Annotated in this window: 9 protein-coding genes and 1 riboswitch; of the genes, 4 read left to right on the top strand and 5 right to left on the bottom strand. The window is 74.2% G+C overall.

The window, feature by feature from the left end; genetic code table 11:
- Nucleotides 1-121: 121 nt before the first annotated feature.
- Nucleotides 122-3367 carry an ATP-binding protein gene (locus tag ACWCQM_RS05805; RefSeq protein ID WP_450914093.1) on the bottom strand — a complete coding sequence of 1082 codons (3246 nt, stop codon included), beginning with the start codon at nucleotides 3365-3367 and terminating at the stop codon, nucleotides 122-124.
- A 53-nt stretch (nucleotides 3368-3420) separates the two neighbouring features.
- Nucleotides 3421-5532, bottom strand: coding sequence for an asparagine synthase-related protein (locus ACWCQM_RS05810; protein ID WP_450914094.1), 2112 nt, complete (start codon nucleotides 5530-5532; stop codon nucleotides 3421-3423).
- A gap of 942 nt (nucleotides 5533-6474) precedes the next feature.
- Between ACWCQM_RS05810 and ACWCQM_RS05815 the strand changes: the two genes are divergently transcribed.
- From ACWCQM_RS05815 to ACWCQM_RS05830, 4 genes are all read left to right on the top strand, one after another.
- On the top strand, nucleotides 6475-7971 hold the full coding sequence (locus ACWCQM_RS05815; protein ID WP_450914095.1) for a sporulation protein: 1497 nt from the start codon (nucleotides 6475-6477) through the stop codon (nucleotides 7969-7971).
- Between the two features lie 135 nt (nucleotides 7972-8106).
- Nucleotides 8107-9363, top strand: coding sequence for an L-2-hydroxyglutarate oxidase (gene lhgO, locus ACWCQM_RS05820; protein ID WP_450914096.1), 1257 nt, complete (start codon nucleotides 8107-8109; stop codon nucleotides 9361-9363).
- A complete protein-coding gene (gene trmB / locus ACWCQM_RS05825; protein WP_450914097.1) occupies nucleotides 9356-10255 on the top strand; it encodes a tRNA (guanosine(46)-N7)-methyltransferase TrmB in 900 nt (299 codons plus the stop codon). Before lhgO ends, trmB begins: the two co-directional genes overlap by 8 nt.
- A 70-nt stretch (nucleotides 10256-10325) precedes the next feature.
- Nucleotides 10326-11777 carry a PrsW family intramembrane metalloprotease gene (locus tag ACWCQM_RS05830; RefSeq protein ID WP_450914098.1) on the top strand — a complete coding sequence of 484 codons (1452 nt, stop codon included), beginning with the start codon at nucleotides 10326-10328 and terminating at the stop codon, nucleotides 11775-11777.
- Between the two features lie 3 nt (nucleotides 11778-11780).
- On the opposite strand, the gene ACWCQM_RS05835 is transcribed toward ACWCQM_RS05830, so the two are convergent.
- The 3 genes from ACWCQM_RS05835 to ACWCQM_RS05845 form a co-directional block, all read right to left on the bottom strand.
- Nucleotides 11781-12725, bottom strand: a complete 945-nt coding sequence (locus tag ACWCQM_RS05835; RefSeq protein WP_450914099.1) for an aldo/keto reductase — start codon at nucleotides 12723-12725, stop codon at nucleotides 11781-11783.
- 142 nt (nucleotides 12726-12867) lie between these two features.
- On the bottom strand, nucleotides 12868-13908 hold the full coding sequence (locus ACWCQM_RS05840) for a M23 family metallopeptidase (RefSeq protein ID WP_450914100.1): 1041 nt from the start codon (nucleotides 13906-13908) through the stop codon (nucleotides 12868-12870).
- A gap of 11 nt (nucleotides 13909-13919) precedes the next feature.
- A riboswitch (cyclic di-AMP (ydaO/yuaA leader) is annotated at nucleotides 13920-14072 on the bottom strand.
- A 233-nt stretch (nucleotides 14073-14305) separates the two neighbouring features.
- On the bottom strand, nucleotides 14306-15463 hold the full coding sequence (locus ACWCQM_RS05845) for a PP2C family protein-serine/threonine phosphatase (protein ID WP_450914487.1): 1158 nt from the start codon (nucleotides 15461-15463) through the stop codon (nucleotides 14306-14308).
- Nucleotides 15464-15513: the final 50 nt, after the last annotated feature.

Consider the following 15513-nt stretch of genomic DNA (forward strand, 5'->3'; position numbering starts at 1 on the left):
AGCTCGTAGGTGAGGCGGCGCAGTTTCGCTTTGCCCGCCCGCACCGCTCAGCTGCCGGAGAGGTCCCCGCCCCGCCCGCACCGCTCAGCTGCCGGAGAGGTCCCCGCCCCGCCCGCACCGCTCAGCTGCCGCTGAGGTCCCCGTCGCCGCCGGTCAGGAGGCCGATGACCTCCTTCGAGCTCAGGCCGCGCCCCCGGGCGCTCTCCTCCTCGTAACGCCGGGAGCCCAGTTCCTCGCGCAGCCGCTCCAGGGCCGGCGCCACCTCGGCCTCCTCCACCGCCGACCGCGGGCTGTGCTCCCGCCAGCCTCCGGCCGCCGCGAGAATCCGCGCCGACGTGGCGCACCGGCCCAGCTTCACCAGGATGATCCCGGCCGCCTCCGCCAGATGCGCGGTGAAGGCCTCGGCGCAGCCCGCCTCCACGGCCAGCACCAGCGCATCGGTCACCCCAAGCAGTCCCCCGGCCGGTCCCCCCGAGGGTTCGAAGACGCTGATGCGCGCCGAGAGGCCGAGTACGGCCGCCTCGAACTGCGGCGGCCTGCCGCCGTAGGACTGGGCGCCCCGGGCCGAGTCGACGTACCGGCGCGCCCTCGGGATCTCCCCGGAGGTGAGGGCGATCGAGGCCCGCAGGAAGTCCACGTAGGCGCGCGCGTCCAGCACATGCCTCCGCTCGGCCTCCGCCTCGGCCTCGGCCAGGCCGTTCCAGGCGGCCTCCAGATCACCGGTCTGGTAGGCGAGTTCGGCGAGTCGGCCGATCAGGAACGGGGTCTCCGCGTGGGCGCCGACCTCCTGGGCCAGCTCCAGCGCCTCCTGATAGGCCGCCCGCGCTTCCTCGTACCTCCCGCGCTTCATTCCCGCCTCGGCGGCGGCGCTCGCCACCTGGCCGCGCAGATAGCGGTCGCCGACCCGGCGGCTCAGCAGGCGCAGTTCGGCGAGGTCCGCGTCGACGCCGTCCATGCCCTCGGGTCCGTGCGGGGTGTCCACCACCATCTGGGTGCGCGACATCAGGGTGAAGCCGTACTCCCAGTCGCCGCCGTACTCCCGGGTGCAGGCGACGGCGGCGTCGAAGTGCGCGTGCATGTCGCGGGTGAGGTCACGGTGGACGTACGACGTCATCGGCCAGAGCAGCCCGGGGAAGCGGGCGGATTCGGGGCCGCACGCGCCGAAGGCCCGGGCCACGCGGGTGATCATGGCCTGGAGCTCCTCGTCCTCGTAGATGTTCTCCGTCGGCCTGTTCTCCACGGCGAGGAAGAACCGCAGCATGTGCAGGTGCATGCGGGGCCAGTGACGGGGGTCGGCCGGGTCGGCGGGGTCCTCGCCCAGTGCTGCCGCCCGGTCGGCCCAGGAGAGGCCCTCGATACGGAAGTTGCGCAGCCACCAGAACCACCCCATGGCGAGCACCAGGCGCAGCGCGTCCCGTTCGCAGGGGCTGCCGTGGACCGTGCGGTGCAGGGCGGCGCGGATGTTGTCGAGGTCCGCCTCCAGCCGTCCGATCCAGGGCATCTGCCCACCGGAGCGCAGCTGCGGGTCGGCTTCCTCGGCCAGCGCGGTGAAGTGGGCGAGGTGGGCCGTGTGCGCGGCCGTCCGGAGGGCCGGGGTCTCGGCGGCGCGCTCGGACGCGTACTCGTGGATGGTCTCCAGGAAGCGGTAGCGCATCTCGCCGCCGTCCGCGGGTGCCGCGACCACGAGCGACTTGTCCACGAGTGCGCCGAGCAGGTCGGCGGCGTCGGGTCCGGCCACGGCCTCGGCGGCGGCCAGGTCCCACCCGCCCGCGAAGACGGAGGCCTGCCGCAGCAGGGTCCGCTCGTCCGGCGACAGGAGGTCCCAGGACCAGTCCACGACCGCCCGCAGCGTCTGCTGCCGGGGCAGCACGGTGCGGCTGCCGCTGGTGAGCAGGCGGAAGCGGTCGTCGAGGCGGTCGGCGATCTGGCGCGGGGTGAGCAGCCGGAGCCGGGCCGCGGCCAGTTCGATGGCGAGCGGAAGGCCGTCCAGCCTGCGGCAGATCTCCGCGACGGCGTCCGGGGTCCCGGCGACGGCCGGCTCTGCTCCCGCTCCCGTCTCGAAGTCCGGCCGCACCGCCCGTGCCCGCTCGGCGAAGAGGCGGTGGGCCGGGTCGGGCGGCAGCGGGCCCAGCGGGCGCACGGCCTCGCCCGGCACCCCGAGGGGCTCGCGGCTGGTGGCGAGGATGCGCAGTCCCGGGCAGTGCGTGAGGAGGGTCTCCGCGAGGGCCGCCGCGGCGTGGACGACGTGTTCGCAGTTGTCGAGCACGAGGAGGAAGGGGCGGTGGCGCGACCGGAGGGAGAGATGTTCGACGAGCCGCTCGGTGGGGTCCGCACGCGGCACGTGCCCGGCGCCGCCCTGCAGAAGAGTCGTCTCGCGCAGGCCGAGCGCGGAGAGCACGGCGCCCGGTACTGCCGACGGGTCGTCGACCGGGGCCAGTTCCGCGAGCCAGGCGCCCTGGCCTGCGGCGGACTGCTCGGCCAGCCGGGTCTTCCCCGAGCCGCCGGGGCCGGTGAGGGTGACGAGGCGGGCGTTCGACAGATCGGAGCGGATGAGGCGGAGCTCGGCTTCGCGGCCGACGAAGGAGGTGAGCCGGGGGCGGATGTTGCCCTCGGCGGGGTACGTACCGCCCGCATGTGGCGTGGAGGGCTCCCGCGCGTCGAGGAGCTCCCGGTGGAGCTCGGTGAGCTCCGGCCCGGGATCGGTGCCCAGGCCGTCGGCGAGGGCCCGGCGGATCTCCTCGTACGTGACGAGCGCGTCGGCCTGCCTGCCCTCGGCCCGCAGGCCGCGCAGCAGTTGGGCGTGGAGCGGCTCGTTGTACGGGTGGGCCGCCGTCAGTTCCCTGAGCTCGGGTACGAGTCCCGCCGTGGCCCCGCGCCGCAGGTCGGCCTCGACGCGCTGCTGGAGCGCGGTGAGCCTGCGTGCCTCGGCCCTGAGCCCCTGCTCGTGTCCCGGGAGATCGGCGAGTGCGGGACCTCGCCAGAGGGCCAGGGCGTCGCGCAGGGTGCGCGCGGCGGCCTGGGGGTGGCCCGCGTCGAGCTCGGCGGCGCCCTGGCGGGCGAGGCGTTCGAAGACGTACAGGTCGACGGAGTCGGAGCCCGCGGCGAGCGCGTAGCCACCGGGGGTGGCGGTGACCGTCTCCCTGCCGAGGGCACGGCGCAGCCGGCCGACGAGTGCCTGGAGCGCGGCAGGGGCGTCCTGCGGCGGTTCGTCCGCCCATACGTCGTCGATGAGCGCGGCGACGGGTGCGGGGCGGCCCGCGCGCAGGGCGAGTGCCGCGAGCAGGGTGCGCAGCCGCGTACCGCCGACGGGCAGCACACCGCCGTGCTCGTCTCGCGCCTCGGTGACGCCCAGGATCAGGTACCGCACCGGGCCATTGTGTCCTGGCGGGACCGGCGCACCGCAGCCCGCCGGGGAAGCGGTCAGGCCTGGAGCGTCCGGCGGGCCGGGACCACTCCGCCCGCCACCGCGCGCTGGCGCGGGGCCGCCGTGCCCGTCCAGCAGGTGCCCCGGCGGGTGACCAGGCGGCGGAGCCAGAGTTCCGTGGACGCCAGCTCGGCCAGGCCGTCCAGGGGCAGGGGCTCGCCCTCGCACGCCGCGCGCAGGGCCTTGCGGACGACGCGGGCCTCGATCAGACCGGCGTCGGCGAGCAGCGGGGCGTCGAAGAGGGAGATCAGCTCCGGGAGCGCGGTACGCAGGCCGATCCGGCCCGCCGCGTTCGCGGTGGCCTGCGACGGGGTGCCCCAGCCGGGCGGGAGGTCGTGGATGCCCGCGCCCGCGAGCACCCTGCGCAGGATGGCCGCCCGGGCTCCGGGCTGGACCCGCAGCGATTCGGGGAGGGCACGGGCGGCGCGCACGACCTGGTTGTCCAGGAAGGGGGCGTGCAGCCGCTGGCTGCGGATCTCGGCTGCCTGCTCCAGAATCCGCTGGTCCGCGGCGTGCCGGGCCAGCGCCGCGCGGGCCCGGGCCTCTCCCGGGCGCTGGACCGACGCCGGGCGGATCGCCGCCTCCTGGAGACGAACCGATACTTCCGCGAGGGCCTCTCCGGTGAGCCAGCGCGCCGCCGGACCCGGCCGGGACCAGGCCAGGGAGGCGAGCGAGGCGTCGGCGGGGGTGTCGAGGTCGGGGGCGTCGCGGTTGGCCTCGGGCAGCAGGGAGGCCGCCGTTTCGAGACCGGTGCGGTACGACGTACGGGCCAGCCTGCGGGCGGCGCGGTAGACGGCCAGCGGGACGAACAGGGAGTGCGTGGAGGGCCCTTCGGCCCTGGCGAGCGCGGCTACGGGCCGCAGGAGATGGCGTCTGCGCCGGTCCATGAGGAGGTCGGCCAGGCGTGCGGGGTGCGCGTCCAGGACCTGCCGGGCGCCATGGCCGACGAAGTGGTCGGCGCTGCCCGCCGCCAGTCTGCGGCGGTGGCGTTCGGCGACGACCAGGGAGGGGGCGGGCTCGTCGGTGAGCGGACCGCTCTCCAGCGACGCGTAGGGCAGGGCCTCCTCGCCGGCGGCGACGACCACATGGTGCAGCCGTGGGTCGGCCGCGATGACCCGGGCGCGCTCCAGCTCGTCCTCGCGTCCCTGGGTGGAGAGGTCGTTGAAGGTGACGGCGAGCAGCCGCTCCCCCGCGCCCGTGCCGTGGCCCAGCACGGTGCCCGGCAGCCCGGGCAGTCCCGCCGCCAGCAGGGCGAGGGTGGCGGACGCGCTCCCGCCGGAGAGGTCCGAGCCGATACCGGGCACGGGCGCCCCCCGGGCCGCGCGGCGTTCCGCCGGCCCCATGCCGGGGACCGGCCCCGGGTCGGGCGGCAGGGTCTCCGGGGCGTGCCGCGGGGCCGTGAGCCGAGCGCGCACGGCCTCGACCAGCGCGTCCCGTACGCCCTCGACGGCGCTCACCGGGTCGGCCTGGGGCGCGGCCACGGCGAGCGAGGCCACCGCCTCGTACCCGGTGATCTCGCGCGAGCCCTCCCGCAGGATCAGCGCGTGGCCCGGCGGGATCCGCTTCACGCCCGCGTACGGAGTGCCGTCGCCCAGCGCCTCCGGGGTCTCCGGGCAGGCCAGCAGCGCGGCCAGGTGGCCGATGTCCAGCTGGGCCTCGATGAGGTCGGCGAGCGGCAGGGCTGCGGTGGCGTAGGCCGTGCCGTTGGCCCAGGGCGTGTGGAAGACGGGGCGGGCTCCGGCGAGGTCTCCGGCGACGGTGATGCGGCGGCCGATCTGCACCACGGCGGTGTAACTGCCCGGCCAGGCCGTCAGATGGCGCAGCGCCCCGCCCCGGGCGGCGAGCAGCCCGACCCGCAGCTGCTCGTCGGTGGCCCCGCAGCAGCCGAGGACGGCGAGACGGGTCGTGGGCGCGCCCTCGGGGGTGGCGACCGTGATCACCCGGATCTCGTCGGGGCGCCAGTCGCCGACCGCCCAGAGCGGATCGGGGTCGCCCCACAGGAGCTGGGAGCCCACGGGATGGACGGTGCGCCCGTCCCCGTGGTGGCCGACCGCGCCCACGGTGCCGAAGCTCGCGGCGATACTGCTCCACCCCACCAACCAACGCACCGCCGCCTCCACAGGCTGTGGACGAACCGGCGGACCAGGACACGGGAACGCCGTTGCGGGACATGCTGCCACGACAACGGCGACCCGGAGGGGGTACGGGCGGCGCACACCGGATGTGCATGCGCCCCTGGCAAAGGCCCGGCCGCACCGGGCCGGTCCCCCGGCAACGAAGCTGGCGCCCGCGGGGGTTGGGGCGGTCGGCTCCCAAGAAGGGCCCCGCCTCGGCCGGTTCCCGCGACAGACACAATCCGGCCATAGTCGGACCACTTCCCGGTGCACCGCTCGACCGGCGCTATTCGGCCATTCTCCGATCGCTGAGATACCGCGCGTTTCGCCGCCGGCCGCCCTCCGCGGGGCCCTCGCCCGGCTCCTGGCGCCCCCCGGGAGCCACCTCCGGGTCCACCGGCGGAGCTCCCGCGCACCGGCCGCGGCGGGGCGGTGGCGTGCGGGCCGGCGCATCCCCCCGGTGCGCCGGCCCGCACGTCCGCTCCCCGTGGCACATCCCGTACGGCGCACAGTCCGGGAGGTGTTCGTCACCTCCCGGACCGGTTCGCCGCCCGCGGGGATTGGGGCGGCGGTCTCCCCCAGCCCGCAGAGTCCAGTTCGGCGGGCCGACCCACGCAGGACCCATCGAAGCGCTTGCGTACCGGCCGGACCAGAGCGCACGGCCGGGCGCACGGCCACACACCAGGAGCACGGTGCCCGTGCCCCCCGGACCGTACGGACAACATTCCCGCCATACGGAGGTCTGCCCCTTAACGGTGGGGATGCGGCGAACTACGCTGGGTTTACCGATGTTCTCAGCAGAGCGGCATATTCCACGGGGCTCGGCCAAATGCGTGTGCGGCCGGAGTGCCCGGGACCGTAGCTGGGGAGGACACGGTACGAATGCCGCGCGCCCGACGGTGACGCGGCGGCCGTCTGTGTGTCGAGGGGTGGCGCATGTCCAGGGAGCAACGCGGGCCGAACGAGAAGCTCGGCACGGTTCTCGCCCTCGCGGGAATCAGCAACGCCGGGCTCGCCCGGCGGGTCAACGACCTCGGAGCGCAGCGCGGTCTGACACTTCGCTACGACAAGACCTCGGTGGCCCGCTGGGTCGCCAAGGGCATGGTGCCGCAGGGTGCGGCGCCCCATCTCATCGCGGCGGCGATAGGGGCCAAACTCGGCCGTCCCGTCCCGCTGCACGAGATCGGTCTCGCCGACGCCGATCCGGCCCCCGAGGTCGGGCTCGCCTTCCCGCGTGACGTGGGCGAGGCGGTGCGTTCCGCGACCGATCTCTACCGGCTGGATCTGGCGGGCCGCAGGGGCGGCGGCGGCATCTGGCAGTCGCTGGCGGGTTCCTTCGCCGTGAGCGCCTACGCGACCCCCGCCTCCCGCTGGCTCATAACCCCGGCCGACCCGTCGGTCGCCCGGGGCCCGTCCGCCGTCCAGGGCCCGGTCCCCGGACCGGAGGGCGCACACGGGGCGCCCGGCGGCATCCCCGTGCAGCCCGGCCCCGACACCGCGTCCGACGTGTCGCTCCTGCGCGTCGGCCACAGCGATGTGACCAAGCTGCGGGAGGCCGCCCAGGACGCGCGCCGCTGGGACTCCAAGTACGGCGGCGGCGACTGGCGTTCCTCCATGGTCCCGGAGTGCTTACGGGTCGACGCCGCGCCTCTCCTCCTGGGTTCGTACAGCGACGAGGTGGGCCGGGCGCTCTTCGGCGCCTCCGCCGAGCTGACCAGGCTCGCCGGCTGGATGGCCTTCGACACCGGCCAGCAGGAGGCCGCCCAGCGCTACTACATCCAGGCGCTCCGCCTGGCCCGCGCCGCAGCCGACGTACCGCTCGGCGGCTACGTCCTGGCATCGATGTCGCTCCAGGCGACCTACCGGGGCTTCGCCGACGAGGGTGTGGACCTCGCGCAGGCCGCGGTGGAACGCAACCGGGGGCTCGCCACCGCACGGACCATGAGCTTCTTCCGGCTGGTGGAGGCGCGCGCCCACGCCAAGGCCGGCGACGCACCGGCCGCGGGGGCCGCGCTCAGGGCCGCCGAGAGCTGGCTGGAGCGGTCCCGGACCGGCGACTCGGACCCTGCCTGGCTCGGCTTCTACTCGTACGACAGATTCGCCGCCGACGCGGCCGAGTGCTACCGCGACCTCAAGGCGCCCCGCCAGGTGCGCCGCTTCACCGAGCAGGCCCTGTCGAAACCCACCGACGAGTTCGTCCGCTCGCACGGGCTGCGGCTCGTCGTGTCCGCGGTCGCCGAGCTGGAGTCGGGCAACCTCGACGCGGCCTGCGCGGCGGGCACCCGGGCGGTGGAGGTGGCGGGCCGCATCTCGTCCGCCCGCACCACCGAGTACGTGCGCGACCTCCTGCACCGCCTGGAGCCGTACGGCGACGAGCCGCGCGTCGCCGAGCTCCGCGAGCGGGCGAGACCGCTCCTGGTCGCCCCGGCGTAGGGGCTGTCCCGTGGGGGCCGCCGGAACGCCCCGGTATGCCCGGCCCTGTGACGGCCGCGCGCCACGCCCGCCGCAACCCGTGGTTTGAGCCCGTTGTCAGTGGGTCAGTGCACTATCGGGGTGGGAGGTGGCGTGATGATGACGCACGCGGCGTACGACTGCGATGTGCTGGTGATCGGCGGCGGGATCGTCGGTCTGTCGACGGCGTACGCGATCACGCGCACCGCGCCCGGCACCAGGATCACGGTGCTGGAGAAGGAGTGGGGTCCCGCCCGGCACCAGACCGGGCGCAACAGCGGGGTGATCCACAGCGGCATCTACTACCCGCCGGGCTCGCTCAAGGCCCGCTACGCGGTGCGGGGCTCCGCCGAGCTCGTCGAGTTCTGCCGGGAGCACGGCATCGCCCACGCGGTCACCGGCAAGCTGATCGTGGCGACGGACAGCGCCGAGCTGCCGCGGCTCCACGCCCTGGTGCAGCGCGGCCGGAAGCACGGCCTGCCGGTCCGGGAGCTCGGCCCCGCCCAGATCGCCGAGTACGAGCCACGGGTGCGCGGCCTCGCCGCGATCCGGGTCGGCACGACGGGGGTCTGCGACTTCACCGCGGTCGCCGCCCGGTTCGCCGCCGAGGTGACCGCCTCGGGCGGCCAGGTGCGTTACGGCGCGGAGGTCGTCGCCGTCGACAGGCGCCCCTGGGGCGTCGCGGTGCGCACGTCCGACGGACAGGTGGTCAGGGCCAGAGTGCTGGTCAACTGCGCGGGGCTGTACAGCGACCGGGTGGCCCGGCTCGCCGGCGACGACCCGGGAGCCAGGATCGTGCCGTTCCGCGGGGAGTACTACGAGCTGGCCAGGCCCGAGCTGGTGCGCGGGCTGGTCTATCCGGTGCCGGACCCGGCGTTCCCCTTCCTCGGGGTGCATCTGACCAGAGGCGTCGACGGCACGGTCCACATCGGGCCGAACGCGGTCCCGGCGCTGGCCCGCGAGGGGTACGGCCGGACGGCCGTGCGCCCGGGCGAGCTCGCCGGCACCCTGGCCTGGCCGGGCTCCTGGCACCTCGCCCGGCGGCACTGGAGATACGGGGCGGGCGAGCTGCACCGGTCCCTGTCGAAGAGCGCCTTCACCCGGGCCGTCCAGCGGCTCCTGCCCGAGGTCACCGAGGCCGACCTGCGGCCGTCCCCGGCCGGCGTCAGGGCCCAGGCGGTGCTGCGGGACGGCACGCTGGTGGACGACTTCCTGATCAGGGACGCCCCGCACACCGTGCATGTGCTCAACGCCCCCTCACCCGCGGCCACGGCTTCCCTGCCCATCGGGAGGGAGGTGGCGCGACGGGCCCTGCTGCGGGCTCGCGCGACGGGATGGACGCCTCCCGCCGTAGAATCGGGTCATTGTGTCTGAGCCTGTGAACCCCACCCCCAAGACGCCCGGCCCCAGCCCGGAGACGCCCGGTTCCGCCCCGGAGACTCCCCGTGCCACGCCGGAGACCGCACCCGGCCACGCCACGGAAGCGGATGCCGACGCCGCCGCGCGCCGGGCCGCCTCCTTCGAGCGCCAGCGCAGGCTGCGCCAGGAGCCCCGCTTCCCCGGCGGTCCCGCCGCCGACCCGGCGGGCTCGCACCACGAGCGCCGCATCCGCAGCTTCCAGCCGCGCCGCAGCCGGGTCACCACCGGCCAGGAGGACGCCCTTCAGCGTCTGTGGCCCTTGTGGGGCCTGGACATCGACGGCCGCAGCGTCCTCGATCTCCCGGAGCTCTTCGACGGCCTGCCCGTGGTCCTGGAGATCGGCTTCGGCATGGGCGAGGCCACGGCGCAGATGGCGGCGGACGACCCGGGCACCGGAATCCTGGCCGTCGACGTGCACACCCCCGGCCAGGGCAATCTGCTGGGACTCGCCGAGCGGGCGGGGCTGACCAACGTCCGGGTCGCCAACGGCGACGCGATCATCCTGCTCCGCGAGATGCTGGAGCCCGAGGCGCTGGACGGGCTCAGGGTCTTCTTCCCCGACCCGTGGCCCAAGAAGCGGCACCACAAGCGGCGGCTGATCCAGCCGGAGTTCCTCGACCTCGTCGCGGGGAGGCTGAAGCCGGGCGCGGTCGTCCACTGCGCGACGGACTGGGAGCCGTACGCCGAGCAGATGCTCGAGGTGCTGACGGCGCACCCCCTGTTCGAGAACACCCAGGCGGACGGCGGCTATGCCCCGCGGCCCGCGTTCCGGCCGCTGACCCGCTTCGAGGGCCAGGGTCTGGACAAGGGCCACGTCGTGCACGACGTGCTGTTCACCCGTCGCTGATCAGCCACGGCCGGGCGCCCGGGCGAAGGCGCCGTGGCCAGGTGTCAGTCCCCCTCGTTAGGGTCGACAGGTGTCCGAGGGGTCCGTGCAGCACCAGCAGCCGGCCGTCCCGGTTCTCGAGGAGCAGCGGCTCGACGAGTTCCTGGGCGCCGTCCCGGAGCGTGGCCAGTGGCGTTACCGGCCGCGCCGCGTCGGCATGGTCTGGCGCAGCAAGGCGTTCCGCGCCGGGGCGGTGATCACGGTGCTCGCGCTCTGCGGTCTGTTCATCCTGGCCCTGGTGCGCGAACAGACCGGCACCGAGGGCTTCCTGGTGGGGCTGGGCCTGGCCGTGCTGCCCGTGCCGCTGCTGATGTCGGCGTTCCGCTGGCTCGACCGGGTGGAGCCAGGCCCCTGGCGGAATCTGCTGTTCGCGTTCTTCTGGGGCGCGTGCGCCGCCGCGCTGGTGGCGATCCTGGCCAACTCCTTCGCGACCCGCTGGATAGCGACGGCCACCGCCGACCCGGGAAGCGCCGACACCCTCGGGGCCACAGTCATCGCGCCGGTCGTCGAGGAGAGCGCCAAGGCCACGGCGGTCCTGCTGATCTTCCTGTTCCGCAGAAGGGAGTTCGGCGGAGTCGTCGACGGCATCGTGGTCGCCGGATTCACCGCGACCGGCTTCGCCTTCACGGAGAACATCCTCTATCTGGGCAACGCCTTCGGCGAGGACCAGGAGCTCGGCACCACGGGCTTCGCCTCGGTGACGGCCGGGACCTTCTTCGTGCGCGTGGTGATGTCCCCGTTCGCGCACCCGCTGTTCACGGTGCTCTCCGGCATCGGCCTCGGCATGGCGGCGCTCGGAGGGCGGCGCCACCGGATACGCCGGATCACGCTGCCGCTGCTCGGGCTCGTGCTCGCCATGGGCCTGCACGCCCTGTGGAACGGCTCGTCGGCCCTCGGCCCGTACGGCTTCTACGTGGTCTACGGCGCGTTCATGGTGCCGTGCTTCGCCCTGGTGACCTGGCTGGCGATCTGGTCGCGCCAGCGGGAGCTGCGCACGCTCTCCACCGAGCTCCCGGTGTACGCGGCGGCCGGCTGGCTCGCCCCCGCCGAGCCGCTCGCCCTGGCCTCGATGCGGGCGCGGGGCATGGCCCGGGACATGGCCAGGCACTGGAACAGCCATCCGGACCGCGGCCGGGGCAGGGCCGCCGCCCGCACGGTCGCGGAGTACGAGTCGTTCGCGACGTCCCTGGCGATGCTGCGCCGCAGGGCCCGGCACGACGGCGCGGGCCCCGACTTCGCCCTCCGCGAGCAGGAGTTGCTGCACCACCTGTGGCACCGCAGGCTCGTCGCGTCCCCCGCCCTGACGCACGCCGCCCACGCGACGGGCCGGGTGCGCGTGCCCCGGCCACCCGCGCCTCTCCCGTTCCCCCGTCAGATGCCCTACGGGGACGCGGCCGTGCGGCAGCCGCCCGCGCCGCACCGCCACTACGGCGGCTACAACCCCTACCGGGAGGACAGCGGCGGCGCCCAGGGCGGCCGCTGAAGGTCAGGCGGAGGCTTCGGTGAGCTCCGCCAGGTCCTGCTCGGTCAGCCGCAGATCGGCCACCGCCACCAGCGCGGGCAGCTGTTCGACCGTACGGGCGGAGGCGATCGGCGCGGCCACGGTCGGCCGGGCGGCCAGCCAGGCGAGGGCGACCGTCGCGATCTCCGCGTCGTGCTCCTGGGCGACCTTGTCGAGCGCGGCAAGGACCTTGCGCCCGCGCTCGGTCTCCAGATGCTTGCCCGCACCCTGGGCCCGGGCGCTCTCCACGGAGGCCCCCGGCCGGTACTTGCCGGTGAGGAAGCCCGAGGCCAGCGCGTAGTACGGGACGGCCGCGAGCCCGGCGCCGGCCGCCGTCTCCTGGAGCGCGCCCTCGTAGGTGTCGCGCGAGACGAGGTTGTAGTGCGGCTGGAGCGCCACGTAACGGGCCAGGCCCTCGCGCTCGGAGAACTCCAGGGAGGCCCTGAGCCGCTCGGGGCTGATGTTGGACGCGGCGATCTCCCGCACCGAACCGGCCTTCACCAGCTGGTCGAGCGCGGTGACGATCTCCTCGACGGGGACGCTCTCGTCGTCGAAGTGCGTGTAGTAGAGGTCGATGTGGTCGGTGCCGAGCCTGCGCAGCGAGGCCTCGGCCGCCGCCTTGATGGTGGTCGCCGAGAGCCCCTTGTACTCGGGGTGGGCGCCGACCTTGGTGGCGATGACGACATCGTCGCGGCGGGAGCGGGCCGCCAGCCACGTGCCGATGAGCCTCTCCGACTCACCGCCCTCGTTGCCCGGTATCCAGGCGGAGTAGGAGTCGGCGGTGTCGATGAAGTTGCCCCCGGCCGCCGTGTACGCGTCGAGAACCGCGAACGTCCGCTCCTCGTCGGCCGTCCAGCCGAAGACGTTGCCGCCGAGTGCGAGGGGGAAGACCTGGAGGCTCGAAGAACCGAGCGGGCGCAGAGATGTCATACCCAAGGTCAACCGATCGCCCGAAGGAGCTATTCCGCTTCAGCGGGCGCATGGGCCGCACACGGGACCGGCGGCCCTGACGTCGGGGGGTCGTGCGTCAGGGCCGCCGGGGTACCGGTGCGCCGGGTGCCGGCGCGTGGGCTCAGATGGTGAGGCCCTTGCCGCGCAGCCAGCTCATGGGGTCGACGCCCGAGCCATCGGCGGTGTGGATCTCCAGGTGGAGGTGCGGGCCGGTCACGTTGCCCGTGGCGCCGACGCGGCCGATGGTGTCGCCGGTGGTGACCTTCTGGCCCGCGGTGACGTCCATCGAGGACTGGTGGCAGTACCAGATCTCGGTGCCGTCATCGAGCTCCAGGACCGTGCGGTAGCCGTACGAACCCGACCAGCCGGCCGACTTCACCGTGCCGCTGTGCACGGCCTTGACCGGGGTGCCGGTCGGCGCCGCGAAGTCCAGCCCGGTGTGATAGCCGGAGGACCACATCGAACCGGCCTGACCGAAGGTCGAGGTGATGGTGTACGAGGAGGTCGGGACGGCGTAGCTGGCGGCGAGCTTGGCAAGGCGCTCGGCCTCGGCCTTCTTCTTCGCCGCCTCTTCGGCCGCCTTCTTCTCGGCGGCCGCCTTCTTCTCGGCGTCGCTCTGCTGCTTCGCGGCCTGGGCCGCGGCCGCCTCGGCGGCCGCCTGCTCCTGAGCGGCCTTCGCCTCGGCGTCGGCGCCGGCCTGCTGCTGCTCGGCCTGCTGGAGAATCCGGGCGCGCAGCGCCTCGCCCGCGTCGGTGGCGCCCTGCTCGGCCTCGGCGGCGGTGATGCCCGCGGTGGTGAGGGGGGAGGACGCGGCGACCGTCTCGTGGTCCGAGTCGGAGTCGCCGGACATGAACGCGCCGACACCGGGAAGGGACTTGGCGTCGGGGAGGTTGTCCGCGATCGAATCGGGAAGGGAGATGGAGACCGGCGGCTTGCTCTGCGCGGTGGCCATGCCACCCGCACCGACGGCCGCGATGACACCGACACCGAGGACGGTGGAGCTACGGGCGAGGCCGCGCTGCTTGGCTACGCGGTGCCTGCCGCGTACGGGACGGATGGACTCCTCGGTGGGGTTCCATTCCTCCCATGACCTGTCCTCATCACCGAAGCTTCCGGGCCTGAAGGATGACGGGGCCTCGGGGGCAGGCTGGTTTGACGCCACGTGGGCGCACTCCTTTCCTTCCTTCTCGCCTACCGGGTTAGCTGACGGGTTCGGAGCAGGAAGGTCTCCTACGGGCCCCTTCGTCTCTCACGAGACACAGGTGTCCGATTCACCCCATGTAGGTGGTTCCCCGGTTCCCTTGCGGAATTCGGCGCTGCGCACGGTGCCGCCTCTTGCGACGACAGGTACAACCGCGCTGCGTTATCGAACGTTAATAGACACCCGGGTCCGATTCCAAGCTGTTCCCACAGATCGTTCAGCGCTCTGGCCTGGACTTTAAGGGCCCAAACGGTCGCAAACGGGCGAGTTGAGCACCCCGCGACACCCCCTCAGTTTCTGACGGTGTGTCAAATGTTATGCGGAGAGATGCCCCTCGGCTACGGAGTGTCGCCGTCGGTCATTCACTGTCCCGTCCCACGATCTTCACGGTCGTCCGCCGGTCCGGCTGCCCCCGGGCCGGCCGGCCGACCGCGAGGAGCGCCAGGTCGTCCGTCGACCTGCCCCCGGTGTGCAGCCGCACGTCGTCGGTGAGCGCGGACAGCAACTCCTCCGGCCCCGGGAAGATCCGGCCGCGCAGCCGGGCCTCCGGGTCGTAGAACACACCGTGCGCGTCCCGCGCCTCGGACAGCCCGTCCGTGAACGCCAGGAACGTCGAACCGGCCGGCAGCGGCCACTCGTCCGAACGGTCCGGCCAGGTGCCGAGCCCCATCCCCAGCGGCAGCGCCGGCACGGTGGGCGCCAGCACGTCGAGCGCCCCGTCCGGGTACAGCAACAGCGGCTCGGGATGGCCCCGGTTGATGGTCCGCAGCGTGGCCGAGCCCGCCGGGATCTCGGCGAGCACCGCGGTCACGAACCCCTCCGTGGAGTCGAACCCCCCGCGCCGCGCGCCCTCACGCGCCAGCGCCCGCTCCAGCCGCTGGACCACGCCCTCCAGCGACCGCTCCTGCTCGGCGGCCTCCCGGAACGCCCCGATCACCACGGCCACCGCCGCCACGGCGTCCAGCCCCTTGCCCCGTACGTCCCCGACCACCAGCCGCACCCCGTACGGGGTGTCCGTCACGGCGTACAGGTCTCCGCCGACGAACTCGTCCGCCTGCGCCGCCTCGTAACGCGCCGCGATCTGGAGTCCGCCGATCCGGGACTCGGGCATCGGGAGCACCGCCCGCATCGCGGTCTCGGCGATGACCCGGGCCGAGGCCAGCTGCTCGTTCCCGCGCCGCACGACGCCGTTGATGACGACGGCGAGCACGGACACGGTGAACAGGGTGAGGAGATCGGTCAGCGGGGCGACCCTGAACACCACACCGTCCGAGATCCGGATGGCGAGCACGACGAGGATCGCGGCCACTCCGACGCGGACCGTGGAGGCCAGCGAGAAGAACGGGGCCGCGACCAGCGCGGCGGCGGCGAAGAGCGGAACGGCGGTCACCTCGGCCGGTGTGCCCAGGTCGAAGGCCACACCGACGCAGATCATCAGCGCGGGCAGCATGCGCACGAACCGCCGCGCACGGGCGTTCCCGGCAGCACCCCCTCGCCGTCCGTCCCGCATCCCCACCTGTGCGCTCCTGCCCCGTCCGTCCACGGCTGCGGACGGTACCGCGCCCC

The organism is Streptomyces sp. NPDC002125 (assembly GCF_053593715.1).

What these genes read in the sequence shown, in the direction of transcription:
- ACWCQM_RS05815 (WP_450914095.1), top strand. Translation starts at nt 6,475, where the DNA reads ATGTCCAGGGAGCAACGCGGGCCGAACGAGAAGCTCGGCACGGTTCTC.
- ACWCQM_RS05835 (WP_450914099.1), bottom strand. Translation starts at nt 12,725, where the DNA reads ATGACATCTCTGCGCCCGCTCGGTTCTTCGAGCCTCCAGGTCTTCCCC.
- lhgO (WP_450914096.1), top strand. Translation starts at nt 8,107, where the DNA reads ATGATGACGCACGCGGCGTACGACTGCGATGTGCTGGTGATCGGCGGC.